We start from the raw sequence: 24057 nt of genomic DNA, 5'->3' as shown, positions 1-24057 counted from the left end.
GTGTCCCGCCGTTTTTTTGTGCGCTGGGCGGCCAGGTCGGTCCAGCTCGGATCAGACCGTCGGCACCGCTGCGCGATCGAGGCTGCGCAGGAACGTGTCGGCTGCCTGATAGCCGACCACCCGGCCGATCTCGTTACCGTTGCGATCGAAGAAGATGATGCCCGGCGGGCCGAACAGGTTGAACCGCTTGAGCAGTGCCTGATCGTCGGAATTGTTCGCGGTGACGTCCGCGCGCACCAGGTGCAGCTGCGCGAGCCGCGCCTGCACGCGGGAATCGGTGAACGTCAGATGCTCCATCTCCTTGCAGCTCACGCACCAGTCCGCATAGAAATCGAGCATCACGGGCCGGCTCGACGCCTTCAGCAGCGCATCGAGCTCCCCGCTGGAGCGCACCGCCGCGAACGCGGGCGCGGCCTGCCCGGCCGCCTGGCCGGCCGCCGACGTCGCAGCGCCCGACGCAACCGTACGCGCGGCCAGCACGGCGAGCGGCTTCACCGGATCGGTCGAACCGGCGGCCAGGCCGACGAGCAGCGTCGCCGCCCAGATCGCGAGCGCGGCGCCGAGGCCGCGGCCGAACCGGCGCCAGATGGAGGCGGCTCCGGCATGGGGCGTGAACAGTCCGAGCGCCGCTGCGGCGATCAGCAACCACAACGCGGCGAGCATCATCTTCAGGCCGCCCGCCAGCACCGGCCATACGATCCAGAGCGCGGCGGCGAGCAGCACGATGCCGAAGAACACCTTGACGCCATCCATCCATGCGCCGGCGCGCGGCAGCACCGTGCCGGCGCCGAGCCCCACGACGAGCAGCGGCACGCCGAGCCCGAGCCCCATGGCGAACAGCGCCGCGCCGCCGAGGAACGCGTTGCCGGTGTGCGCGATGAAGGCGAGCACCGCGAACAGCGGCGCCGTCATGCATGCGCCGACGACCAGCGCCGACAGTGCACCCATCGCGGCAACCGCGGCGAAATGGCCGCCCTGGCGCGCGCTCGACACCTGCGCCGCGCCGTTCTGCCAGCGCGCCGGCAGCATGAGGTCCTTGCCGGAGATCAGCGACACCGCGAACGCGGTGAGCAGCAAGCCGAAGGCGCCGAGCACCCACGGATTCTGCAGCCATGCGCCGAGGCTCTGGCCGACCAGCGCGGCAGCGATGCCGAGCGCCGTATAGACGAGCGCCATGCCGACCACATACGTCAGCGACAGCGCAAAGCCGCGCGCATGCGTTGCGCGCGTGCCCTGGCCGATGATGATCGCGGAGACGATCGGAATCATCGGGTACGAACACGGCAGCAGGCTCAACACGACGCCTGCGACGAAATACAGCGCGACGATCGTGAGGAAGCCGTGCCCCTCGAGCAGCGATTGCGCGAAATCCGCGCTGGTGACCTTGTCGAACCAGCTGCCCGATGCGGCCGCGCCGTCAGCCGCTGCGGCCGCGCCGAGCGCCGCGCCGTCGATCTTCACGACGTGTTCGGCGGGCGGGTAGCAGATCCCTTCGTCGGCGCACCCTTGCGACGTCACCGTGAGCTCGAACGGCCCGGCCGCCTGCTTGACCGGCACGTGGACCACGACGTCGTCGCGATAGGTTTCGACTTCCTTCTGGAACGTCTGGTCGAACTTCACGTGGCCGGGCGGAAACTGCGGCGCGCCGAGCGTCGCATTGCCGCTCTTCACCGCGAACGCGAACCGCTCGCGGTAAAGGTAATAGCCGTTGGCGATCTTGAAGCGGACGTCGACCTGTCCCGGGGCTTCGCTCGCGCTGAACTTGAATGCGACCGACGGATCGAGAAAATCGTCGGCCGCGCGCGCGACCGACGGGCCGCCCAGCACCAGCACGAACGACAACAGAGCCGCGAATGCGCGCAGCGCGCGCACGGAAAGCGCCATACCGTTAAACATGAAATAGACGTTGAGTTTCGCTCGTCACCCACTGGCCGTACGCGGCAGAGGCCGCGGCCTGCCACGAGACGATTTCGGGCGTCTCGTAAGGATGATGCGCGAGGATGAATCGCTCCAGTTCCAGCGAGCGCACCGCGCTCGTCTTGAACAGCAACTGGATCTCGTCGGCCGTTTCGACCTTGCCCTGCCAGTGATAGCGCGACTTGATCGTACCGAGCTCCGATACGCAGGCGGCAAGCCGCGCGTCGAGCGCGCCGGTGGCAAGGGCCTCAGCCGTTGCTGCATCGGGCACCGTCGTCAGCATCAACACCACCATACGCACTCTCCTGGCTGATTTCCGCGCTTCGGCCGCCCGCTGCGCGCACCTCGCGCCCTCGACAGCCCCTTATCGTAGCGCAGCGCGCGCAACGTTGCCGGCAGCGGCCGGTGAAAATCGATCGCGACGCGGCGCCGCCAAAAAGCAAAAAGGGCCAAGCAATTGCTCGGCCCTTTCGGATTCTGCTACGTACCGAAGCTTATTCAGCTTCTTGCACGTTTTCCGTTTCGTCGACTTCCGGACGATCGAGCAGCTCGACCAGTGCCATCGGTGCGTTGTCGCCGACGCGGAAGCCGAACTTCAGCACGCGCAGGTAGCCGCCCGGACGGTTCGCGAAACGCGGACCGAGGACGTCGAACAGCTTCGCGACCGAGTCACGATCGCGCAGGCGGTTGAATGCCAGGCGACGGTTTGCCAGCGACGGCTTCTTGCCGAGCGTGATCAGCGGCTCGACGACTTTACGGAGTTCCTTCGCCTTCGGCAGCGTCGTCTTGATGACTTCGTGCTCGATCAGCGAGTTGGACATGTTACGGAGCATAGCCAGACGGTGGCTGCTCGTGCGGTTCAGTTTCCGCAGACCATGACGATGGCGCATTTCAGTTTCCTTGATTCAAAGTTTTGATCCAGCTCTTCTATCGCACCTCGGCGGGTGCACGGGCCGGTAACGAAAAAGGCAAGATGCGGATTTTAAAGGAAAATCCGCATCTTTGCCAACTACGACTACAGCGCAGCTACAGTCGGGCTTACTTGTCGAGACCAGCCGGCGGCCAGTTTTCGAGCTTCATGCCCAGCGTGAGGCCGCGCGAAGCCAGCACTTCCTTGATCTCGTTCAGCGACTTGCGACCGAGGTTCGGCGTCTTCAGCAGTTCGTTTTCCGTGCGCTGGATCAGGTCGCCGATGTAGTAGATGTTCTCGGCCTTCAGGCAGTTCGCGGAACGAACCGTCAGCTCGAGATCGTCCACCGGACGCAGCAGGATCGGATCGATCTGCGGTGCACGCGACGGTGCTTCGGCAGCCGTTTCCGTGCCTTCCAGCGCCGCGAACACGGACAGCTGGTCGACCAGGATGCGGGCCGATTGACGGATCGCCTCTTCCGGGGTGATCACGCCGCTCGTCTCGATGTTCATCACGAGCTTGTCGAGGTCGGTACGCTGCTCGACACGTGCGCTTTCGACTGCATAGCTCACGCGGCGAACCGGCGAGAACGATGCGTCGAGGACGATGCGGCCGATGATCTTGGCCGTGTCTTCGCCGTAGCGACGAACGTTGCCCGGCACGTAGCCGCGACCCTTCTCGATCTTGATCTGAACGTCGAGCTTGCCGCCCTTGGACAGATGTGCGATCACGTGATTCGGGTTGATGACTTCGCAATCGTGCGCGAGCTCGATATCGCCGGCCGTGACGACGCCTTCGCCTTCCTTGCGCAGCGTGACCGTGACTTCGTCACGGTTGTGCAGCTTGAACACCACGCCCTTCAGGTTCAGCAGCAGGTTGACCACGTCTTCCTGCACGCCGTCGAGCGTCGAATACTCGTGCACCACGCCGGCGATCGTCACTTCGGTCGGCGCGTAGCCGACCATCGACGACAGCAGCACGCGGCGCAGCGCGTTGCCCAAGGTGTGGCCGTAACCGCGTTCGAACGGTTCCATGACCACCCTCGCGTGGTTCTCGCCCAGCGATTCCACGGCGATGATCTTGGGTTTCAGCAAACTGGTTTGCATGGGCTTTCCTTTTCAATACCCTCGGCTCGTTACACCGATAAGGCTGACCGGTAACAACCAGAAAATAAACAGCCGAGGCCCCTCCTTGCGAAACGCAATCGGGGTACCTCGGCCGTCAATCGGATTAACGCGAATACAATTCGACGATCAGGCTTTCGTTGATGTCGCCTGCGATGTCAGCGCGTTCCGGCATTTGCTTGAACGTGCCTTCGAACTTCTTCGCATCGACTGCAACCCAGCTCGGCATGCCGCCTTGCTCGGCGAGCGACAGCGCTTCGATGATACGCGCCTGCTTCTTCGCCTTTTCGCGGATCGCGATCACGTCGCCAGCCTTCACTTGTTGCGACGGCACGTTCGCGACGACGCCGTTCACGGTGATCGACTTGTGGCTCACCAGCTGACGCGCTTCTGCGCGGGTCGAGCCGAAGCCCATGCGATACACGACGTTGTCGAGACGCGACTCGAGCAGTTGCAGCAGGTTTTCACCCGTGTTGCCCTTGCGGCGGTCGGCTTCAGCGAAGTAGCGGCGGAACTGACGTTCCAGCACGCCGTAGATACGCTTGACCTTTTGCTTTTCGCGCAGCTGCGTACCATAGTCGGACGTACGAGCGCCCGAGGTACGGCCGTGCTGACCCGGCTTGCTGTCGAGCTTGCACTTGTCGGCGAGCGAGCGGCGCGCGCTCTTCAGGAACAGGTCGGTGCCTTCACGGCGGGACAGCTTGGCCTTGGGGCCGATATAACGTGCCACGTTGCATTCCTTTATCAATCGGTCACGCGGATCGAAATCCGCGCTAGTTCGCGCCCTTTGGGGCGAACGGTGGGCTTAGTCAATCAAAAAAGCAACGCCCGTCGGCGCTATGCGACGACAGGCAATGCGCCAGCACGAACGTGCCAGCAGCATTCTTAGATACGACGGCGCTTCGGCGGACGGCAGCCGTTGTGCGGAATCGGGGTGACGTCCGAAATCGCGGTGATCTTGATGCCGAGGCCGTGCAGTGCGCGCACTGCCGACTCACGACCCGGGCCCGGGCCCTTGATCCGCACTTCCAGATTCTTCACGCCGTATTCCATCGCCACACGACCGGCCGACTCAGCAGCAACCTGAGCAGCGAACGGCGTCGACTTGCGCGAGCCCTTGAAGCCCTGGCCGCCCGACGTCGCCCATGCCAGAGCATTGCCCTGACGATCGGTGATCGTGATGATCGTGTTGTTGAACGACGCGTGAACGTGCACCACGCCTTCAGCGACGTTCTTCTTGACCTTCTTGCGAACGCGTTGCGCCGCGGTGTTCGAAGCCTTAGCCATTACGTTTTCCTGTAACTGTCAGTTCCGCTTACTTCTTCAGCGCTTGCGCTGCACGACGCGGACCCTTGCGGGTACGTGCGTTCGTACGCGTACGCTGACCACGCATCGGCAGGCCCTTGCGATGACGAACACCACGGTAGCAACCGAGGTCCATCAGGCGCTTGATGTTCATCGTCACTTCACGGCGCAGGTCGCCTTCGACGATGAACTTGCCCACTTCCTCACGCAGCTTTTCGAGGTCTGCGTCGGTCAGGTCCTTGACCTTCTTCGAGAATTCCACGCCAGCTGCCGAGCAGATGCTGCGCGAGCGCGTGCGGCCGATACCGAAGATTGCCGTCAGGCCGATCTCGGTATGCTGGTGATTCGGGATGTTAACCCCTGCGATACGAGCCATTGTTTTTCCTCAAACAAAAAGCGCAAACAAACGCGCGGTCAGCCTTGGCGCTGCTTGTGGCGCGGATCCGAGCTGCAGATCACGCGAACGACGCCTTTGCGCTTGATGATCTTGCAATTGCGGCAAATGCGCTTAACCGATGCCATCACTTTCATGATAATACCCTTTTTTCAAATCACTTCGCCCGGAACACGATCCGCGCACGAGACAGATCGTAAGGCGTCAATTCAACCGTGACCTTGTCGCCCGGCAAGATACGGATGTAGTGCATCCGCATCTTCCCGGAGATATGCCCCAACACGACATGGCCGTTTTCCAGCTTCACACGGAAGGTCGCATTCGGGAGGTTTTCGATCACCTCACCCTGCATCTGGATTACATCGTCTTTGGCCATAGTCCTTAATTAACGCATTGGGATGTTGCCGCCCTTGAAGTTTGCCTTCTTGAGCAGCGACTCATACTGTTGCGACATAACGTACGACTGCACCTGCGCCATGAAGTCCATCGTGACGACGACAATGATCAGCAGCGACGTTCCACCAAAATAAAACGGCACGTTCCAGCGCAGCACCAGGAATTCCGGCAGCAAACAAACGAAGACGATGTAGATCGCACCGGCCAGCGTCAGACGCGTGAGGATGCGGTCGATATATCGCGCGGTTTGGTCGCCCGGACGGATGCCAGGAACGAACGCCCCGCTCTTCTTCAGGTTGTCCGCGGTTTCCCTGCTGTTGAACACCAGTGCGGTGTAGAAGAAGCAGAAAAACACGATCGCCAGCGTGTACAGCAGCACATAGACCGGCTGGCCCGGCTTCAGCGCCTCCGCGACGTTATGCAACGTGTTGGAGATCCAGCTTCCCGACGGTTGACCCGTGCTGAACCAGCCGAGAATCGTGGCCGGGAACAGGATGATCGACGATGCGAAGATCGGCGGAATCACGCCCGACATGTTCAGCTTCAGCGGCAAGTGCGACGACTGGCCACCGTAGATCTTGTTGCCGACCTGGCGCTTCGCGTAGTTCACGAGGATCTTGCGCTGCCCGCGTTCGATGAACACGACCAGGTAAGTCACCGCGGCGATCAGAACGACGATGATGATCGCCGAAATGATGCTCATCGAACCCGTACGCACCAGCTCGAACAGCCCACCGACGGCATTCGGGAACCCTGCTGCGATCCCGCCGAAGATGATGATCGAGATGCCGTTGCCGAGACCACGCTCGGTGATCTGCTCACCCAGCCACATCAGGAACATCGTGCCGGTAACCAGCGTCACGACCGTCGTCAGCCGGAACAGCATGCCGGGATCGATCACGAGGCCAGGCTGGTTTTCCAGCGCAGCCGCGATACCGAACGCCTGGAAGGTCGCGAGCACCACGGTGAAATACCGCGTGTACTGCGTGATCTTCCGTTGCCCTGCCTGCCCTTCCTTCTTCAGCGCCTCGAGCTGCGGCGAGACGATCGCCAGCAACTGCATGATGATCGACGCCGAGATGTACGGCATGATCCCCAGCGCGAAGATCGTGAAGCGGGACAGTGCGCCACCCGAGAACATGTTGAACATGCCCAGGATGCCGCCCGCCTGACTCTGGAACAGCTTCGCCAGTTGATCCGGATCGATGCCCGGCACGGGGATGTGCGCGCCGATGCGATAGACGATCAGCGCCAGGAGCAGGAACATCGCTCGCCGGCGCAGATCGCCGAATTTCGCCGTGCTTCGACCGGGTTTTGCAAGACTCGGGCTGTTAGCCAAGTACCTTCTCCGATGAATGCAAGTAACGACGCGCTACGCGTGTCACTCGGCGAACGAACCGCCAGCCGCTTCGATCGCAGCGCGCGCACCCTTGGTGGCGCCCAGACCCTTCACGACGATCTTGCGCTTCAGTTCGCCCGTCGCGATGATCTTTGCGCTCTTCGTCAGCTCGCCGACCAGGCCGGCTTGCTTCAGTGCGAGCAGATCGATTTCATCGACCGGCAGCTTCTCGAGGTCGCCCAGGCGCACTTCACCGACGAATTCCTTCGTCAGCGACGTGAAGCCGCGCTTCGGCAGACGACGTTGCAGCGGCATCTGACCGCCTTCGAAACCGACTTTGTGGAAGCCGCCCGAACGCGATTTCTGCCCCTTGTGACCACGGCCAGCCGTCTTGCCGAGGCCCGAACCGATGCCGCGGCCGACGCGACGCTTGGCGTGCTTTGCACCAGCGGCCGGCTTCAGGTTATTCAATTCCATATCAACTCCTTGATCCGTAGGGCCGCTTACGCGATGACCTTAACGAGGTACGAGACCTTGTTGATCATGCCGCGGACCGCCGGCGTATCCTGCAGCTCGCTAACCGAGTTGAGTCGGCGCAGGCCCAGGCCACGCACGGTCGCACGGTGCGATTCGCGGGTCCCGATCAGGCTCTTTACGAGCTGAACCTTGACAGTTTTTTCAGACATGGTGACCACCCGGGCTTAGCCCAAAATATCTTCGACGGACTTGCCGCGCTTCGCCGCGATGTCTGCCGGGGTCGACTGCTTGCGCAGACCGTCCAGCGTGGCGCGAACGAGGTTGTACGGGTTCGTCGAACCGTGGCTCTTCGCCACGACGTTCTGCACGCCCATCACGTCGAACACTGCGCGCATCGGGCCGCCGGCGATCACGCCCGTACCTGCCTTCGCCGGAGCGAGGAGGACTGCGGATGCGCCATGCTTGCCGTGCACTTCGTGCTGCAGCGTGCCGTTCTTGAGCGGCACCTTGAACATGTTGCGGCGAGCCTGTTCCATTGCCTTCTGGACAGCGACCGGCACTTCCTTCGCCTTGCCCTTGCCCATACCGATGCGGCCATCACCATCGCCGACCACGGTCAGTGCGGCGAAGCCGAGAATACGGCCACCCTTCACGACCTTGGTCACGCGATTGACCGAAATCATCTTTTCGCGAAGGCCGTCGTCGCGTTCGTCAGCCTGAACTTTCGCTTGCATCTTTGCCATGACGAATTCCTTCCCTTAGAACTTGAGCCCAGCTTCGCGAGCTGCCTCAGCCAGCGCCTTGACGCGGCCGTGGTAGCGGAAGCCCGAGCGGTCGAAGGCGACGGATTCGATGCCGGCAGCCTTTGCCTTTTCGGCAATACGCTTGCCGATCAGCGTCGCGGCATTAACGTTGCCGCCCTTGCCCGACTTGTCGGCGAGTTCGGCGCGCACTTCTGCTTCGAGCGTCGACGCGCTGGCGAGCACCTTGGTGCCGCAGGGCGAGAACACTTGAGCGTAGATGTGCGTGTTCGTGCGATGCACGGCGAGACGCGCGACCTGCAGCTCAGCGATCTTGATACGCGTCTGGCGAGCGCGGCGCAGGCGAGATTGAGTCTTATCCATGATTGCGCACCCTTACTTCTTCTTCGTTTCTTTGAGGATCACAACCTCGTCGGAATAGCGCACGCCCTTGCCCTTGTAGGGCTCCGGCGGACGGTAACCGCGAACTTCCGCAGCTACTTGACCGACTTGTTGCTTGTTGATCCCCTTGATCACGATTTCGGTTTGCGTCGGAGTTTCAGCCTTGACGCCTTCCGGCATCTGGTGCACCACCGGGTGCGAGAAACCCAGCGACAGGTTCAGCTTGTCGCCTTGCGCTTGCGCACGGTAACCGACGCCAACCAGCGTCAGCTTGCGCTCGAAACCCTTGGTCACGCCGTGCACGGCGTTCGCGATGATCGCGCGCATCGTGCCCGACATTGCGTTTGCTTCGCGGCTTTCGTTGACCGGCGCCAGATTCAGCGTGCCGTCGTTGTTCGCCACGTTCACGAGCGGATTCACCGGCTGCGTGATGGTGCCCAGCGGGCCCTTGACGGTGATCGCACCGTCGGCCAGCTTGACTTCCGCGCCTTGCAGCGCGATCGGGCTCTTACCTACTCGAGACATGTTTCTCTCTCCTCGGCTTTAAGCGACGTAGCAGATGACTTCGCCGCCGACGCCGGTAGCGCGCGCCTTGCGGTCGGTCATCACGCCCTTCGGCGTCGAAACGATTGCCACGCCCAGGCCGTTCATGACCTGCGGAATGTCGTTACGACCGCGGTACACGCGCAGACCAGGCTTCGACACGCGCTCGAGGCGTTCGATGACCGGGCGACCTGCGTAGTACTTCAGCGCGATATTCAGTTCGGACTTCGCACCTTCCGCCTTCACGGCGAAATCGTCGATATAACCTTCGTCCTTCAGGACTTGCGCGATTGCAACCTTGACCTTCGACGAGGGCATCGCGACCGATACCTTCTCGACCATCTGCGCGTTGCGGATGCGAGTCAGCATATCGGCGATAGGATCACTCATGCTCATTTACGTTTCTCCTATTACCAGCTCGCCTTGGTCAGGCCAGGAATCTCGCCACGGAATGCGATTTCACGAATCTTGTTGCGCGCGAGGCCGAATTTACGGAACGTGCCACGCGGACGGCCCGTGATCGCGCAGCGGTTACGCTGGCGGGTCGGGTTCGAGTTGCGGGGCAGTTGCTGCAGCTCCAGGCGTGCTTCGTAGCGCTCTTCTTCCGACTTGCTTTGGTCTTCGACGATCGCCTTCAGCGCTTCGCGCTTTGCTGCGAACTTCGCGACCAGGCGGGCGCGCTTCTTTTCACGTTCGATCAGTGCCAGTTTAGCCACGGTAACCTCAGTTTCTGAACGGGAACTTGAAGCTGGCGAGCAGAGCCTTTGCTTCGTCGTCGGTCTTCGCAGTCGTCGTGATGCTGATGTTCAGCCCACGCAGTGCGTCGATCTTGTCGTAGTCGATTTCGGGGAAAATGATCTGCTCTTTCACACCGATGTTGTAGTTGCCGCGGCCATCGAAGGCACGACCCGACACGCCGCGGAAGTCACGCACGCGGGGCAGGGCAACGGTCACGAAACGGTCGAGGAACTCGTACATCGCACGGCCGCGCAGCGTCACCATCGCGCCGATGGGATAGCCCTGGCGGATCTTGAAGCCTGCGATTGCCTTGCGTGCCTTCGTGACGACCGGCTTCTGACCGGCGATCTTCGTGAGGTCGCCAACGGCGTTCTCGATAACCTTCTTGTCAGCGATCGCTTCGCCAAGACCCATGTTCAGCGTGATCTTGGTGATGCGCGGCACTTCCATGACCGACTTGTAACCGAACTTCTCGATCAGGCCGGGCACAACCTTTTCTTTGTAAAACTCTTGAAAACGAGCCATTTTTTACTCCGCTGCGTCAGGCGCTCAGTACGGCACCGGTCGTCTTCAGGAAGCGAACCTTCTTGCCTTCCTCGACCTTGATGCCAACACGCGACGCCTTGCCATTCGCGTCGACCAGTGCGACGTTCGAAATATGCAGGGGCATCGTCTTCGCTTCCACGCCGCCCGTCGTACCCTTCATCGGGTTCGGCTTCACATGCTTCTTGACGAGGTTGATACCCTCAACCGTCACATGTTCAGCACCGACAGCCAGCACGACGCCGCGCTTGCCCTTGTCCTTGCCAGTGACGACGATCACTTCGTCACCTTTGCGAATCTTGTTCATCGCGACTCCTTACAGCACTTCCGGCGCCAGCGAAACGATCTTCATGAATCGTTCGCTACGCAGCTCACGCGTCACCGGCCCGAAAATGCGGGTGCCGATCGGCTCAAGCTTGTTATTCAAAAGCACAGCGGCGTTGCCGTCGAACTTGATCAGCGAGCCGTCTTGACGGCGAACACCCTTGGCGGTGCGGACCACCACGGCGTTGTAGATTTCGCCTTTCTTCACGCGCCCGCGCGGCGTTGCTTCTTTGACGGTCACCTTGATGATGTCGCCAATGCCGGCATAACGACGCTTCGAGCCGCCGAGCACCTTGATGCACATGACTTCACGCGCACCCGTGTTGTCGGCTACTTCGAGCCGAGATTCGGTCTGGATCATGGTTTGTCTTTCCCAACTTAATCCGGATGCACCACCATGATGCATACGGTCAGTCTTGGTCCCGTCAGCCAATCGGCTGCTTGGGTTGGAACAGCAGCGACGGCAAACGAAACCCGCCATCGCAATTCGGTGAATCTTTCGGACAGGCTGGCGCCAGTCCGCTTCCCCCACCAACTTCGCCCGCGACGGGGCTCCCATAAAGAGGGAAGACCGGGATTATAACAAATAATCCCGGTCACGCAAGCAAAAACTTTGCGATTTCAAGCACTTCATGGCGAAGTGCCTGTTACTGCCTACTGCTCTGCCCGCTTAGATGACGCGAGCTGCTTCGACGAGGCGCGACACCGTCCAGGCCTTCGTCTTCGAAACAGGACGGGTTTCCTGGATTTCGACGAGATCGCCTTCGTTGCAGGTGTTCGCTTCATCGTGCGCGTGGTACTTCTTCGAACGCACGACATACTTGCCGTAGATCGGGTGCTTGACGCGGTGCTCGATCAGCACGGTGACGGTCTTGTCCATCTTGTTGCTGACGACCCGACCGACCAGCGTCCGCTTCAGCGAGGTTTTCACGCTATCGTTCATTTCTGGTTCGCCTTCTGAGTCATGACGGTCCGCACACGTGCGATGTCGCGACGAACCTTCTTCAGCTGGCTCGTGTTCGTGAGCTGCTGGGTCGCGAGTTGCATGCGCAGGCCGAATTGCGCCTTCAGCAGGTCCGCCAGCTCCTTGTTGAGCGCGGCCTGGTCTTTCTGGAGAAGTTCGGAAGCCTTCATGTTTTCTCCTTAGGCGCCGAGCTGGCGCACGATGAACGCCGTCTTCAGCGGCAGCTTCGCTGCAGCCAGACGGAACGCTTCGCGTGCCAGTTCTTCGGTTACGCCGTCCATTTCATAGAGCATCTTGCCCGGCTGGATCTCGGCGACGTAGTACTCCGGGTTACCCTTACCGTTACCCATACGCACTTCGGCCGGCTTTTGCGAGATCGGCTTGTCCGGGAAGATCCGGATCCAGATGCGGCCGCCACGCTTGATGTGACGCGTCATTGCACGACGCGCTGCTTCAATTTGACGCGCGGTCAAACGGCCGCGACCGATCGCCTTCAGGCCGAATTCACCGAACGACACCGCGTTGCCGCGCGTCGCCTTGCCGGTGTTACGACCCTTCTGCTCTTTGCGATACTTCCTGCGTTTCGGTTGCAGCATCGTTATTCTCCAGTCTTGCCGTCTTCCGGCTTGCCGGCGCCGCGGCGCGGTGCGCCACGACGAGCACCCGGAGCGCCGCCTTCGCCGTCACGGCGCGGACGACGGTCGCCCGGACGCGCATTGCGACGCGGACGCTTGTCTTCGGCTACTTCTTCGACCACCGGCGCGTCATTGCGGCCGAGCGTGTCGCCCTTGTAAACCCAAACCTTGACACCGATGATGCCGTAGGTCGTCTTCGCTTCCGAGGTTGCGTAGTCGATATCGGCGCGCAGCGTGTGAAGGGGCACGCGACCTTCGCGATACCACTCCGTACGAGCGATTTCGATACCGTTCAGACGGCCTGCGCTCATGATCTTGATGCCCTGGGCACCCAGACGCATCGCGTTCTGCATCGCACGCTTCATCGCGCGACGGAACATGATCCGGCGCTCGAGCTGTTGCGTGATCGAGTCAGCGATCAGTTGAGCATCGGTTTCCGGCTTGCGGATCTCTTCGATGTTGACATGAACCGGCACGCCCATGCGGCGTTGCAGTTCCGTCTTCAGCTGTTCGATATCCTCGCCCTTCTTGCCGATGACGACGCCCGGACGCGAGCTGTAAATCGTGATGCGCGCGTTCTTTGCCGGACGCTCGATGACGACCCGACCGACCGAAGCGTTCTTCAGCTTCTTCTTCAGGTATTCACGAACACCGATGTCTTCCTGCAGCATCGCCGCGAAATTGTTGTTGTTCGCGTACCAACGCGAAGCCCAATTGCGGCTGACAGCCAGGCGGAAGCCAGTCGGATGAATTTTCTGTCCCATCGTATGGCTCCTTAATTCCCGACCGTCACAGTGATGTGACAGGATTGCTTCTCGATGCGGTTACCGCGGCCCTTGGCGCGCGCGGTGAAACGCTTGAGCGATGCAGCCTTGTCGACGTAGATGCTCTTGATCTTGAGCTCGTCGATATCGGCGCCTTCGTTGTGCTCCGCATTCGCGATTGCCGACAGCACAACCTTCTTCACGATGCCAGCCGCCTTCTTCGGCGAGAACGTCAGAACGTTCAGCGCCTTGTCGACCGGCAAACCGCGGATCTGGTCAGCCACAAGGCGCGTTTTTTGCGCCGAGATGCGGGCACCGCGATGAATTGCTTTCACTTCCATCTTGATTGCCCCTTATTTCTTGGCCTTCTTGTCGGCTGCGTGACCCTTGAACGTACGGGTCAGTGCGAACTCGCCAAGCTTGTGGCCGACCATGTTTTCCGAGATGTACACCGGAACGTGTTGACGGCCGTTGTGAACAGCGATCGTCAGGCCGATGAAATCCGGCAGAATCGTCGAGCGACGCGACCAGGTCTTGATCGGCTTTTTGTCGCGCGAAGCTGCAGCCGCCTCAACTTTCTTCAGCAAATGGGCGTCGCAGAACGGACCTTTTTTTACAGAACGTGCCATTGCCTACTCCTTAACGCTTGTGACGGCGCTGGACGATCATCGTCGTCGTGCGCTTGTTGCTGCGGGTGCGATAACCCTTGGTCGGCGTGCCCCACGGGCTCACCGGATCGCGACCTGCAGCCGTCTTGCCCTCACCACCACCGTGCGGGTGATCGACCGGGTTCATCGCAACGCCACGCACCGTCGGGCGGATACCGCGCCAGCGGTTCGCGCCAGCCTTGCCGATCTGGCGCAGGCTATGCTCTTCGTTGCCGACTTCACCGATCGTTGCACGGCACTCGATGTGCACGCGGCGGATTTCGCCCGAGCGCAGACGAACCTGCGCGTAGACGCCTTCACGCGCCAGCAGCATGGCCGACGTGCCAGCCGAACGCGCCATTTGCGCGCCCTTGCCCGGCAGCATCTCGATGCAGTGGATCGTCGTACCGACCGGAATGTTGCGGATCGGCAGCGTGTTGCCTGCACGGATCGGCGCTTCCGAACCCGACATCAGCTGTTGGCCGACGGTCAGGCCCTTCGGGGCGATGATGTAGCGACGTTCGCCGTCAGCGTAGAGCACCAGCGCGATGTTCGCGCTGCGGTTCGGGTCGTACTCGAGACGCTCGACCTTTGCCGGAATGCCATCCTTCGTGCGACGGAAGTCGACGATACGATAGTGATGCTTGTGACCACCGCCCTTATGGCGGGTGGTGATGCGACCGTTGTTGTTACGGCCGGCGGTCGAGCTCTGCGTGTCGAGCAGTGCCGCGTGCGGCTTGCCCTGGTGCAGATCCTTGTTGACCACCTTGACCATCGCGCGGCGACCCGGCGAAGTCGGTTTAACTTTCACGATTGCCATGATTACTTGGCCTCCGCTTCAAAGTTGATTTCCTGGCCGGGCTTCAGGCAAACGTACGCCTTCTTCACGTCCTTGCGACGGCCCATCGAACGGCCGAAGCGCTTTTGCTTGCCCTTCTGAACCAGCACGTTGACCGAATCAACCTCAACCTTGAACAGCAGCTCGACAGCCGCCTTCACTTCCTGCTTCGTGGCATCCGGTGCGACTTCGAACACGACCTGCTCGTTCTTGTCGGCAACCAGCGTCGCCTTTTCGGAAATCACCGGTGCGAGCAGGACCTGCATCAAACGATGATCGTTCTTGCGAATCTCGCTCATGACAGCAACTCCTCGATCTGGGCGACCGCAGCCTTCGTGACCAGCACTTTCTTGAAGTAGATCAGCGACAGCGGGTCAGCGTAGCGCGGCTCGACAATCGCCACGTGCGGCAGGTTGCGCGAAGCCAGGTACAGGTTCTCGTCGACCGTATCCGTGATGATCAGGACGGAGTCGAGACCCATGGTCTTGAATTTGTCGGCCAGCAGCTTGGTCTTCGGCGCTTCGAGGATGATGTCCTCGACGACCGACAGACGGCCTTCACGGGCCAGCTGCGAGAAGATCGAGCAGAGACCTGCGCGATGCATCTTCTTGTTGACCTTGTGCGAGAAGTTCTCTTCCGGCGAGTTCGGGAAGATGCGACCACCGCCACGCCACAACGGGCTCGACGACATACCGGCACGAGCGCGGCCCGTACCCTTCTGACGCCACGGCTTCTTGGTGGTGTGCTTGACTTGCTCACGGTCCTTCTGTGCGCGGTTACCCTGGCGAGCATTCGCCTGGTACGCGACGACGACCTGGTGGATCAGCGCTTCGTTGTAATCACGACCGAACACGACGTCCGACGCGTTGACCACTGCACCTTCCTGACCATTTTCGTTCAGGAGCTTGAGTTCCATTATTTCGCCCCCTTGGTCTTGACGGCCGGCGTCACGAAAACCTTGCCGCCCTTCGCGCCCGGAATCGCGCCCTTGACGAGCAGCAGCTTGCGCTCTGCGTCGATACGAGCGATTTCGAGGTTCTGCACCGTCACCGTAACGTCACCGAGGTGACCCGTCATGCGCTTACCCGGGAAAACGCGACCCGGATCCTGCGCCATACCGATCGAGCCCGGCACGTTGTGCGAGCGCGAGTTACCGTGCGTGGCACGGCCGGAGGAGAAGTTGTAACGCTTGATCGTACCGGCGTAGCCCTTACCGATCGACACGCCTTGCACGTCGACCTTCTGGCCTACTTCGAAAAGATCTGCACCGACCACGGCGCCATTCGACAGCTCGGCTGCCTTGGCCGCGTCAATGCGGAATTCCTTGAGGATTTCACCGGCTTCGACACCGGCTTTGGCGAGATGACCTGCCAGCGGCTTCGTCACGCGCGATGCGCGGCGGGAGCCGAATGCAACCTGCACGGCCGTGTAGCCGTCGGTTTCAACAGTCTTGATCTGCGTCACGCGGTTGTCCGACACGTCCAGCACGGTGACGGGAATCGAATCCCCTTCAGCCGTGAAGATACGGGTCATGCCAACCTTGCGACCTACGAGTCCAAGGCTCATCATTTTCTCCATTCCCGACTGCGATTGGTCGGGGCTGATTTACAAAATGCCGGGCACGCAAGGCCCGACTTTTTTACGCGAATGCGCGAAAAGCCAAGCAGTATAGCCCGACTCTTCGATTTCCGCAAGCAATACAAAGACTTAGCACCGCCCGGCAAGCCCGGCAGCGCCAGAAGCCTTACTGCAGCTTGATTTCTACGTCGACGCCTGCCGGCAGATCGAGCTTCATCAGCGCGTCAACCGTCTTGTCCGTCGGGTCGACGATGTCCATCAGGCGCTGGTGGGTACGGATTTCAAGCTGATCGCGCGACGTCTTGTTGACGTGCGGCGAACGCAGAATGTCAAAACGCTGAATGCGCGTCGGCAGCGGCACCGGGCCACGGACGATTGCGCCAGTCCGCTTCGCGGTATCGACGATTTCGGCAGCCGATTGATCGATCAGACGATAGTCGAAAGCCTTCAGGCGAATGCGGATTTTCTGTTGCTGCATGACGATTCCTTGAAAAGAGCGAGGCGATCTTGCATCGCCGGACACTAAAAGAACGCGAGACCTGTTGCCTGCGGGGAGCGAGGCGACACGTCCCGAACGGTACTTCCACTGCTAAGCCCGCGATTCTACACGAAAAATCAAAGCGGTGGCGCGCATTTGTCAATACCGCGCTGCGTGCACCACAAAAAAACCGGGCGCCAGATCAAACTGGACACCCGGTTTCGACGGCACGACAGCTGCCGTGACGCGCGAGCCCGTGAAGGGCCCGCGGATCGTCGATGTTACTCGATGATCTTGGCGACGACGCCAGCGCCGACGGTACGGCCGCCTTCGCGGATTGCGAAGCGCAGACCTTCTTCCATCGCGATCGGCGCAATCAGCTTCACCGTGATCGACACGTTGTCGCCCGGCATCACCATTTCCTTGTCCTTCGGCAGCTCGATCGAGCCCGTCACGTCCGTCGTACGGAAGTAGAACTGCGGACGGTAGTTGTTGAAGAACGGCGTGTGACGGCCGCCTTCGTCCTTGCTCAGCACGTACACTTCAGCCGTGAAGTGCGTGTGCGGCGTGATCGAACCCGGCTTCGCCAGAACCTGGCCGCGCTCCACGTCTTCACGCTTCGTGCCGCGCAGCAGGATACCGACGTTGTCGCCTGCCTGACCCTGGTCCAGCAGCTTGCGGAACATTTCAACGCCCGTGCAGGTCGTCTTCACCGTCGGCTTGATACCGACGATTTCGATTTCCTCGCCGACCTTCACGATGCCGCGCTCGACGCGACCCGTCACCACCGTGCCGCGACCCGAGATCGAGAACACGTCTTCCACCGGCATCAGGAACGCGCCGTCAACCGCACGCTCCGGCGTCGGGATGTACGTGTCCAGTGCGTCTGCCAGGTTCATGATCGCCACTTCGCCCAGCTCGCCCGTGTCGCCTTCCAGCGCCAGCTTGGCCGAACCCTTCACGATCGGCGTGTCGTCGCCCGGGAAGTCGTACTTCGACAGGAGTTCGCGAACTTCCATCTCGACCAGCTCGAGCAGTTCAGCGTCGTCCACCATGTCGCACTTGTTCAGGAACACGATGATGTACGGAACGCCAACCTGACGTGCCAGCAGGATGTGCTCGCGCGTTTGCGGCATCGGGCCGTCTGCTGCCGAGCAAACCAGGATCGCGCCGTCCATCTGCGCTGCGCCCGTGATCATGTTCTTCACGTAGTCGGCGTGGCCCGGGCAGTCGACGTGTGCGTAGTGGCGGTTCGCCGTTTCGTACTCGACGTGTGCCGTGTTGATCGTGATGCCGCGCGCCTTTTCTTCCGGTGCCGCGTCGATCTGGTCGTAGGCCTTCGCTTCGCCGCCGAACTTCTTCGTCAGCACCGTCGTGATCGCTGCCGTCAGCGTCGTCTTGCCGTGGTCAACGTGACCGATCGTACCAACGTTGACGTGCGGCTTGGTCCGCTCAAACTTTTCTTTTGCCATGATTCTCTTCTTTCAAAAAATATCGGTTGGGTAGCTTCAGATTTACTTCGACTTCGCGCTGATGATCGCGTCAGCAACGTTGCGCGGAGCTTCGGCGTAGTGCTTGAACTCCATCGTGTACGTTGCGCGACCTTGCGTCAGCGAGCGCAGCGACGTCGAGTAACCGAACATTTCCGACAGCGGCACTTCGGCGCGAACGATCTTGCCGCCGCCAACCATGTCTTCCATGCCCTGGACGATACCGCGACGGCCCGACAGGTCGCCCATCACGTTGCCCATGTAGTCTTCCGGCGTCTCGACTTCGACAGCCATCATCGGCTCGAGGACGACCGGGTTCGCCTTGCGCATTGCTTCCTTGAACGCCATCGAACCGGCCATGCGGAACGCATTTTCGTTCGAGTCGACGTCGTGGTACGAACCGAACGTCAGGTGAACCTTCACGTCGACGACCGGGAAGCCGGCCAGCACGCCCGACTTCAGCGTGTCCTGGATACCCTTGTCGACCGCCGGGATGTATTCACGCGGAATCACACCACCCTTGATCTCGTCGAAGAACTCGTAGCCCTTGCCCTGCTCGTTCGGCTCGAGCGTGATGACCGCGTGACCGTACTGGCCGCGACCACCCGACTGCTTGACGAACTTGCCGTCGACGTCCTTCGCCGTCGAACGGATCGTTTCGCGGTATGCAACCTGCGGCTTGCCGACGGTTGCTTCCACGCCGAATTCACGCTTCATCCGGTCGACCAGAATTTCGAGGTGGAGCTCGCCCATGCCCGAAATGATGGTCTGGCCCGATTCTTCGTCGGTCTGCACGCGGAACGACGGGTCTTCCTGCGCCAGACGGTTCAGCGCGAGGCCCATCTTTTCCTGGTCGGCCTTCGTCTTCGGCTCGACGGCCTGCGAAATCACCGGCTCCGGGAACACCATGCGTTCGAGAACGATCGGGTTCGCCGGGTCGCACAGCGTGTCGCCCGTGGTTGCTTCCTTCAGGCCGACCGCAGCGGCGATGTCGCCGGCGCGAACTTCCTTGATTTCTTCACGCTGGTTCGCGTGCATCTGCAGAATCCGGCCGAGGCGTTCCTTCTTGCCCTTGGTCGAGTTCAGCAGCGTGTCGCCCGAGTTGACGACGCCCGAGTACACACGGAAGAAGATCAGCTGGCCGACGAACGGGTCGGTCATGATCTTGAACGCCAGCGACGAGAACTTCTCTTCGTCCGATGCCTTGCGCTCTGCCGCTTCACCGTTTTCGAGTTCGCCCTTGACCGGCGGAATGTCGACCGGCGACGGCAGGAAGTCGATCACGGCGTCGAGCATGCGCTGCACGCCCTTGTTCTTGAACGCGGTACCGCACAGCATCGGCTGGATTTCGCACGCGATCGTACGGTCGCGCAGCGCCTTGATGATGTCGGCTTCCGGCAGATCGCCTTCTTCCAGGTACTTGTTCATCAGGTCTTCGCTGGCTTCAGCAGCCGCTTCGACCATCTTTTCGCGCCATTCCTTGCAGGTTTCCGCGAGCTCGGCCGGGATGTCGACGTAGTCGAACTTCGTGCCTTGCGACGCTTCGTCCCAAATGATCGCCTTCATCTTGATCAGGTCGACCACGCCCTTGAAGTTTTCTTCCGAGCCGATCGGCACCACGACCGGAACCGGGTTCGCCTTCAGGCGCAGACGGAGCTGGTCGTAGACCTTGAAGAAGTTCGCGCCGGTACGGTCCATCTTGTTGACGAACGCGAGACGGGGCACCTTGTACTTGTTCGCCTGGCGCCACACCGTTTCCGACTGCGGCTGCACGCCGCCCACTGCGCAGTAGACCATGCACGCACCGTCGAGCACGCGCATCGAGCGCTCGACTTCGATCGTGAAGTCGACGTGGCCCGGGGTGTCGATGATGTTGATGCGGTGTTCCGGATAGTTGCCGCCCATGCCCTTCCAGAAGGCCGTGGTTGCAGCGGACGTGATCGTGATGCCACGCTCCTGTTCCTGCTCCATCCAGTCCATCGTTGCTGCGCCGTCGTGGACTTCACCGATCTTGTGGTTCACACCGGTGTAAAACAGAATGCGCTCGGTCGTCGTCGTCTTGCCGGCGTCGATGTGAGCGCTAATACCGATATTGCGGTAGCGCTCGATGGGAGTCTTGCGAGCCACTTTGATCCTCTACTGGGATGACGTGACGCAGCCCTGCTGCATCACGCCTCAACACAAACGGGCGAGGCGCCTGAAAAGCGCACCCGCCCGGAATTTATTTCCGCTACAGCCCAGCCAGGCGCTTAGAAACGGAAATGCGAGAACGCGCGGTTGGCTTCTGCCATGCGGTGAACTTCATCGCGCTTCTTCATCGCGCCGCCACGGCCTTCGGCCGCTTCGGAGAGTTCGCCTGCCAGACGCAGAGCCATCGACTTCTCGCTGCGCTTCTTCGCAGCCTCACGCAGCCAGCGCATCGCCAATGCCATACGACGCGACGGGCGCACTTCGACCGGAACTTGATAGTTGGCACCACCAACGCGGCGGCTCTTCACTTCGACCACCGGCTTCACGTTGTTGAGCGCAACGGTGAACACTTCCAGCGGGTCCTTGCCACCCTTGGTCTGGATCTGTTCGAATGCGCCATAAACGATGCGTTCTGCAACCGACTTCTTGCCGGACAGCATCAGCATGTTCATGAACTTGGCTACATCAACGTTGCCGAACTTCGGATCCGGCAACACTTCCCGCTTGGGGACTTCGCGACGACGCGGCATGATTCTTCCTTTACCTGTTCAGTTGGAGCTGCATCCAGCTCCGCGGCCACCAACAAACCCGATCACATCTTCACGACTAACCAGCTTGGCCGGGTGACCACTTACTCGACAGCACCGGCAATCCGGCACTCCCGCCTTGACCGCCCTGCGGCGATCCCTGATCAAAAACTGCTTACTTGGCAGCCTTTGCACGCTTCGCGCCGTACTTCGAGCGCGCTTGCTTACGGTCCTTGACGCCCTGGGTATCCAGCGAGCCGCGAACCATGTGGTAACGCACACCCGGCAAGTCCTTCACACGGCCGCCGCGGATCAGCACAACCGAGTGTTCCTGCAGGTTGTGGCCTTCACCGCCGATGTACGAAATCACTTCGAAGCCGTTCGTCAGACGAACCTTGGCAACCTTACGGAGTGCCGAGTTCGGCTTCTTCGGCGTCGTCGTGTACACACGGGTGCACACGCCGCGACGCTGGGGGCAGTCCTGCAGGGCCGGGCTCTTGCTCTTCGTCGTTTCCGACTGACGGCCTTTGCGAACCAGTTGGTTGATGGTTGGCATTGTTTATTCCTGAAATTGAACAAAATCTGCACACCGATTTCGGGCAAAGCGAAAATCGGCGCACAGTTGACTTCCGAACCGGCGATACGGGCACGAACCTTCGAACAGCGCTCGACGCGACTCGGCCCACCGAATACCGGAACCCAACATCATATTCCGGAAATACCAACTAAGTCAACGGCTTGCGTGATTTGCCGGGCGCGCGGCCGGTTTACGTCGACGGTTGGGACGGACACGGTCGTGCTGCCCGCGCGCCGCCGTCACGCTTCGATCACGCCGATTCGACGACGTCGATGATCTCGTCGCCGAAGCGTTCGAGCTTGCGCACGCCCATGCCGGGGATATGGCGCAGGTCTTCGATCGTCTCCGGCGCGTTGCGCGCGATTTCGGCGAGCGTCGCGTCGTGGAAGATCACATACGCCGGCACGCCGTCTGACTTCGCGGTTTCCGCGCGCCATGCGCGCAGCGCGTCCCAGCGTGCCCGCTCGCGCGCGCCCATGCCGGCCGTCGGGTCGACGCGCGTGCCGCTGCGGCTGGACGACTGGCGCGAGGAGCGCTGCGGCTTCACGTAGCGGCGCAGCGTCACCTTCTCCTCATTCTTCAGCACCGGCTTCGCGGCCTCGGTCAGCACGAGCGCGCCGAAGCCCCCGTGATCGACGGCCAGATAGCCGTACGCGACCAGTTGCCGGAAAATCGCGCGCCACTCGGGCTCGGACAGCGCCGCGCCGATCCCGAAGGTGCTCAATTGATCGTGGCCACGCTGCAGGACCTTCTCGGTGCGCGCGCCGCGCAGGATCTCGATCAGATGGCTCGCGCCGAAATTGAAGCCGCTCGCGCGCTGCGCGCGGAACACGCACGACAGCGCCATCTGCGCCTCGCGCGTCGCATCCCACGAATCGGGCGGCTCGAGACAGGTATCGCAGTTGCCGCACGGCTCGCTCGCCTCGCCGAAGTAATTCAGCAAGCGCACGCGCCGGCACGAGATCGTCTCGCACAGCCCGAGCAGCGCGTCGAGCTTCGACGTTTGCACGCGCTTGTGCGCGTCGTCCGCATCGGATTCGTCGATCATCTTGCGCTGCTGCACGACGTCGCCGAGGCCGTACGCCATCCAGGCGTTCGCCGGCAAACCGTCGCGCCCGGCGCGGCCGGTTTCCTGGTAGTAGCCCTCGACGCTCTTCGGCAAATCGAGGTGCGCGACGAAGCGCACGTCGGGCTTGTCGATGCCCATGCCGAACGCGATCGTCGCGCACATCACGACGCCTTCTTCGCGCTGGAACATTTCCTGGTGCTTTTGCCGCACCTCGAACTCCATCCCCGCGTGATACGGCAGCGCGCGCACGCCTTGCGCCTTCAGCCATTCGGCCGTCTCCTCGACCTTGCGACGTGACAGGCAGTAGACGACGCCCGCGTCGGTCGTGCCGTCCGCGTTCGTGTGTTCGGCGCGGATGAAGTCGAGCAGCTGCGCGCGCGCGTTGTCCTTTTCGACGATCCGGTAGCGGATGTTCGGGCGGTCGAAGCTCGACACGAACACGCGCGCATCGTCGAGCGCGAGACGATGGATGATCTCGTCGCGCGTGATCGCGTCGGCGGTGGCCGTCAGCGCGATGCGCGGCACCGACGGGAAACGCTCGTGCAGCACCGACAGCTGGATGTATTCAGGCCGGAAATCGTGCCCCCACTGCGACACGCAGTGCGCCTCGTCGATCGCGAACAGGCCGATCCTCGCGCGCTCGAGCAACTCGAGGAAGCGGCCGGTCATCAGACGCTCCGGCGCGACGTACAGCAGATCGATCTCGCCTTCGCGCAGCGCGCGCTCGGTCGCGGCGGCCTCGGCGCCGGACAGCGTCGAGTTCAGGTACGCGGCGCGCACGCCGACTTCGCGCAGCGCGGCGACCTGGTCCTGCATCAGCGCGATCAGCGGCGACACGACGATGCCGGCGCCCTGCCCGGCCTCGCGGCGCAGCAGCGCAGGAATCTGGTAGCACAGCGACTTGCCGCCGCCCGTCGGCATCAGCACGAGGCAATCGCCGCCGCCGGCGACGTGTTCGACGATCTCGCCCTGCTGGCCGCGAAAGGCGGAATAACCGAAGACTTCGTCGAGGATTTCGAGGGCGCGGGACATGAATGAGAGATAGGACAGCGGAAGGATGACCGCAATTTTAACAACCCGCCCGCACAACGCACGGCGTATCGTGCAACGTCGGCCGATCGGACGGGTTCGCGCGCGCGCATGACGGG

Annotated in this window: 36 protein-coding genes; all 36 read right to left on the bottom strand. The window is 61.6% G+C overall.

The annotated features are described in order from the left end of the window. Positions 1–51: 51 nt before the first annotated feature. Positions 52–1896 carry a protein-disulfide reductase DsbD gene (dsbD, locus tag C3Y15_RS06325; RefSeq protein ID WP_045578593.1) on the bottom strand — a complete coding sequence of 615 codons (1845 nt, stop codon included), beginning with the start codon at positions 1894–1896 and terminating at the stop codon, positions 52–54. Beyond that, the gene (gene cutA, locus C3Y15_RS06320; protein ID WP_014722285.1) at positions 1889–2212 is read right to left on the bottom strand and encodes a divalent-cation tolerance protein CutA; all 324 of its coding nucleotides are present in this window, start codon (positions 2210–2212) and stop codon (positions 1889–1891) included. Before cutA ends, dsbD begins: the two co-directional genes overlap by 8 nt. Positions 2213–2411: 199 nt before the next feature. Further along, positions 2412–2807: a 50S ribosomal protein L17 gene (gene rplQ / locus C3Y15_RS06315; protein WP_006477175.1), complete on the bottom strand. Its 396-nt coding sequence runs from the start codon at positions 2805–2807 to the stop codon at positions 2412–2414. A gap of 148 nt (positions 2808–2955) precedes the next feature. Continuing rightward, a complete protein-coding gene (rpoA, locus tag C3Y15_RS06310) occupies positions 2956–3933 on the bottom strand; it encodes a DNA-directed RNA polymerase subunit alpha (protein ID WP_006477176.1) in 978 nt (325 codons plus the stop codon). Positions 3934–4057: 124 nt separating this feature from the next. Continuing rightward, entirely contained in the window at positions 4058–4681 is a 624-nt protein-coding gene (gene rpsD / locus C3Y15_RS06305; RefSeq protein WP_014722284.1) for a 30S ribosomal protein S4, read from the bottom strand. A 155-nt stretch (positions 4682–4836) separates the two neighbouring features. Further along, on the bottom strand, positions 4837–5238 hold the full coding sequence (rpsK, locus tag C3Y15_RS06300) for a 30S ribosomal protein S11 (protein WP_004197937.1): 402 nt from the start codon (positions 5236–5238) through the stop codon (positions 4837–4839). Between the two features lie 28 nt (positions 5239–5266). After that, positions 5267–5632: a 30S ribosomal protein S13 gene (rpsM, locus tag C3Y15_RS06295; RefSeq protein ID WP_006752933.1), complete on the bottom strand. Its 366-nt coding sequence runs from the start codon at positions 5630–5632 to the stop codon at positions 5267–5269. A gap of 38 nt (positions 5633–5670) precedes the next feature. Next, a complete protein-coding gene (gene rpmJ, locus C3Y15_RS06290; RefSeq protein ID WP_004199844.1) occupies positions 5671–5787 on the bottom strand; it encodes a 50S ribosomal protein L36 in 117 nt (38 codons plus the stop codon). 20 nt (positions 5788–5807) lie between these two features. After that, a complete protein-coding gene (infA, locus tag C3Y15_RS06285; RefSeq protein ID WP_004521905.1) occupies positions 5808–6026 on the bottom strand; it encodes a translation initiation factor IF-1 in 219 nt (72 codons plus the stop codon). A gap of 9 nt (positions 6027–6035) precedes the next feature. Continuing rightward, on the bottom strand, positions 6036–7385 hold the full coding sequence (secY, locus tag C3Y15_RS06280) for a preprotein translocase subunit SecY (RefSeq protein WP_006400642.1): 1350 nt from the start codon (positions 7383–7385) through the stop codon (positions 6036–6038). A 42-nt stretch (positions 7386–7427) separates the two neighbouring features. Next, positions 7428–7862 (bottom strand): 50S ribosomal protein L15, encoded by a 435-nt coding sequence (gene rplO, locus C3Y15_RS06275; protein WP_006482880.1) that lies wholly within the window; start codon positions 7860–7862, stop codon positions 7428–7430. A 26-nt stretch (positions 7863–7888) separates the two neighbouring features. Next, complete coding sequence (gene rpmD / locus C3Y15_RS06270; protein ID WP_006400644.1) at positions 7889–8071, bottom strand: 50S ribosomal protein L30; 183 nt, start codon at positions 8069–8071, stop codon at positions 7889–7891. A gap of 15 nt (positions 8072–8086) precedes the next feature. Beyond that, positions 8087–8605: a 30S ribosomal protein S5 gene (gene rpsE, locus C3Y15_RS06265; protein WP_006752931.1), complete on the bottom strand. Its 519-nt coding sequence runs from the start codon at positions 8603–8605 to the stop codon at positions 8087–8089. Between the two features lie 15 nt (positions 8606–8620). Further along, complete coding sequence (gene rplR / locus C3Y15_RS06260; RefSeq protein WP_006477183.1) at positions 8621–8986, bottom strand: 50S ribosomal protein L18; 366 nt, start codon at positions 8984–8986, stop codon at positions 8621–8623. Between the two features lie 12 nt (positions 8987–8998). Next, positions 8999–9529 (bottom strand): 50S ribosomal protein L6, encoded by a 531-nt coding sequence (gene rplF, locus C3Y15_RS06255; RefSeq protein WP_011883007.1) that lies wholly within the window; start codon positions 9527–9529, stop codon positions 8999–9001. A gap of 18 nt (positions 9530–9547) precedes the next feature. After that, positions 9548–9943 carry a 30S ribosomal protein S8 gene (gene rpsH, locus C3Y15_RS06250; RefSeq protein WP_006477185.1) on the bottom strand — a complete coding sequence of 132 codons (396 nt, stop codon included), beginning with the start codon at positions 9941–9943 and terminating at the stop codon, positions 9548–9550. Positions 9944–9957: 14 nt separating this feature from the next. Beyond that, complete coding sequence (gene rpsN / locus C3Y15_RS06245; protein ID WP_011883006.1) at positions 9958–10263, bottom strand: 30S ribosomal protein S14; 306 nt, start codon at positions 10261–10263, stop codon at positions 9958–9960. Positions 10264–10270: 7 nt separating this feature from the next. Further along, positions 10271–10810: a 50S ribosomal protein L5 gene (rplE, locus tag C3Y15_RS06240; protein ID WP_011883005.1), complete on the bottom strand. Its 540-nt coding sequence runs from the start codon at positions 10808–10810 to the stop codon at positions 10271–10273. Positions 10811–10826: 16 nt separating this feature from the next. Then, the gene (rplX, locus tag C3Y15_RS06235; RefSeq protein ID WP_006477187.1) at positions 10827–11135 is read right to left on the bottom strand and encodes a 50S ribosomal protein L24; all 309 of its coding nucleotides are present in this window, start codon (positions 11133–11135) and stop codon (positions 10827–10829) included. A 9-nt stretch (positions 11136–11144) separates the two neighbouring features. Continuing rightward, positions 11145–11513: a 50S ribosomal protein L14 gene (gene rplN / locus C3Y15_RS06230; protein ID WP_006752929.1), complete on the bottom strand. Its 369-nt coding sequence runs from the start codon at positions 11511–11513 to the stop codon at positions 11145–11147. Positions 11514–11822: 309 nt separating this feature from the next. Continuing rightward, positions 11823–12095 (bottom strand): 30S ribosomal protein S17, encoded by a 273-nt coding sequence (rpsQ, locus tag C3Y15_RS06225; RefSeq protein WP_006752928.1) that lies wholly within the window; start codon positions 12093–12095, stop codon positions 11823–11825. Then, positions 12092–12286 carry a 50S ribosomal protein L29 gene (gene rpmC, locus C3Y15_RS06220; protein WP_006400652.1) on the bottom strand — a complete coding sequence of 65 codons (195 nt, stop codon included), beginning with the start codon at positions 12284–12286 and terminating at the stop codon, positions 12092–12094. Before rpmC ends, rpsQ begins: the two co-directional genes overlap by 4 nt. A 9-nt stretch (positions 12287–12295) precedes the next feature. Continuing rightward, the gene (gene rplP / locus C3Y15_RS06215; RefSeq protein WP_006482873.1) at positions 12296–12712 is read right to left on the bottom strand and encodes a 50S ribosomal protein L16; all 417 of its coding nucleotides are present in this window, start codon (positions 12710–12712) and stop codon (positions 12296–12298) included. 2 nt (positions 12713–12714) lie between these two features. Continuing rightward, the gene (rpsC, locus tag C3Y15_RS06210) at positions 12715–13515 is read right to left on the bottom strand and encodes a 30S ribosomal protein S3 (protein WP_006482899.1); all 801 of its coding nucleotides are present in this window, start codon (positions 13513–13515) and stop codon (positions 12715–12717) included. Positions 13516–13526: 11 nt separating this feature from the next. Continuing rightward, complete coding sequence (gene rplV / locus C3Y15_RS06205; protein ID WP_004199272.1) at positions 13527–13856, bottom strand: 50S ribosomal protein L22; 330 nt, start codon at positions 13854–13856, stop codon at positions 13527–13529. 12 nt (positions 13857–13868) lie between these two features. Beyond that, the gene (gene rpsS, locus C3Y15_RS06200) at positions 13869–14144 is read right to left on the bottom strand and encodes a 30S ribosomal protein S19 (RefSeq protein ID WP_004199273.1); all 276 of its coding nucleotides are present in this window, start codon (positions 14142–14144) and stop codon (positions 13869–13871) included. 10 nt (positions 14145–14154) lie between these two features. Next, positions 14155–14982, bottom strand: coding sequence for a 50S ribosomal protein L2 (gene rplB, locus C3Y15_RS06195; RefSeq protein ID WP_011883004.1), 828 nt, complete (start codon positions 14980–14982; stop codon positions 14155–14157). A gap of 2 nt (positions 14983–14984) precedes the next feature. After that, entirely contained in the window at positions 14985–15299 is a 315-nt protein-coding gene (gene rplW, locus C3Y15_RS06190; protein WP_004199275.1) for a 50S ribosomal protein L23, read from the bottom strand. Further along, positions 15296–15916, bottom strand: a complete 621-nt coding sequence (rplD, locus tag C3Y15_RS06185; protein ID WP_006477192.1) for a 50S ribosomal protein L4 — start codon at positions 15914–15916, stop codon at positions 15296–15298. Before rplD ends, rplW begins: the two co-directional genes overlap by 4 nt. Continuing rightward, positions 15916–16566 carry a 50S ribosomal protein L3 gene (gene rplC, locus C3Y15_RS06180; protein ID WP_006752926.1) on the bottom strand — a complete coding sequence of 217 codons (651 nt, stop codon included), beginning with the start codon at positions 16564–16566 and terminating at the stop codon, positions 15916–15918. The genes rplD and rplC overlap by 1 nt, the downstream gene beginning before the upstream one ends. A 178-nt stretch (positions 16567–16744) precedes the next feature. Further along, positions 16745–17056, bottom strand: coding sequence for a 30S ribosomal protein S10 (gene rpsJ, locus C3Y15_RS06175; RefSeq protein WP_004199280.1), 312 nt, complete (start codon positions 17054–17056; stop codon positions 16745–16747). 281 nt (positions 17057–17337) lie between these two features. After that, positions 17338–18528: an elongation factor Tu gene (gene tuf, locus C3Y15_RS06170; RefSeq protein ID WP_011882996.1), complete on the bottom strand. Its 1191-nt coding sequence runs from the start codon at positions 18526–18528 to the stop codon at positions 17338–17340. A gap of 42 nt (positions 18529–18570) precedes the next feature. Then, positions 18571–20673: an elongation factor G gene (fusA, locus tag C3Y15_RS06165; protein ID WP_011883003.1), complete on the bottom strand. Its 2103-nt coding sequence runs from the start codon at positions 20671–20673 to the stop codon at positions 18571–18573. Positions 20674–20795: 122 nt separating this feature from the next. Further along, positions 20796–21266, bottom strand: coding sequence for a 30S ribosomal protein S7 (rpsG, locus tag C3Y15_RS06160; RefSeq protein WP_006477195.1), 471 nt, complete (start codon positions 21264–21266; stop codon positions 20796–20798). Positions 21267–21438: 172 nt separating this feature from the next. Beyond that, positions 21439–21819 (bottom strand): 30S ribosomal protein S12, encoded by a 381-nt coding sequence (gene rpsL / locus C3Y15_RS06155; RefSeq protein WP_006400662.1) that lies wholly within the window; start codon positions 21817–21819, stop codon positions 21439–21441. Positions 21820–22090: 271 nt separating this feature from the next. Beyond that, a complete protein-coding gene (recQ, locus tag C3Y15_RS06145) occupies positions 22091–23941 on the bottom strand; it encodes a DNA helicase RecQ (RefSeq protein ID WP_034194839.1) in 1851 nt (616 codons plus the stop codon). Positions 23942–24057: the final 116 nt, after the last annotated feature.

This window comes from Burkholderia sp. B10 (assembly GCF_004368385.1).
GTDB lineage: Bacteria > Pseudomonadota > Gammaproteobacteria > Burkholderiales > Burkholderiaceae > Burkholderia > Burkholderia vietnamiensis.
Note: the sequence above shows the minus strand (reverse complement) of the source record. Positions and strands in the feature narration are given on the sequence as shown.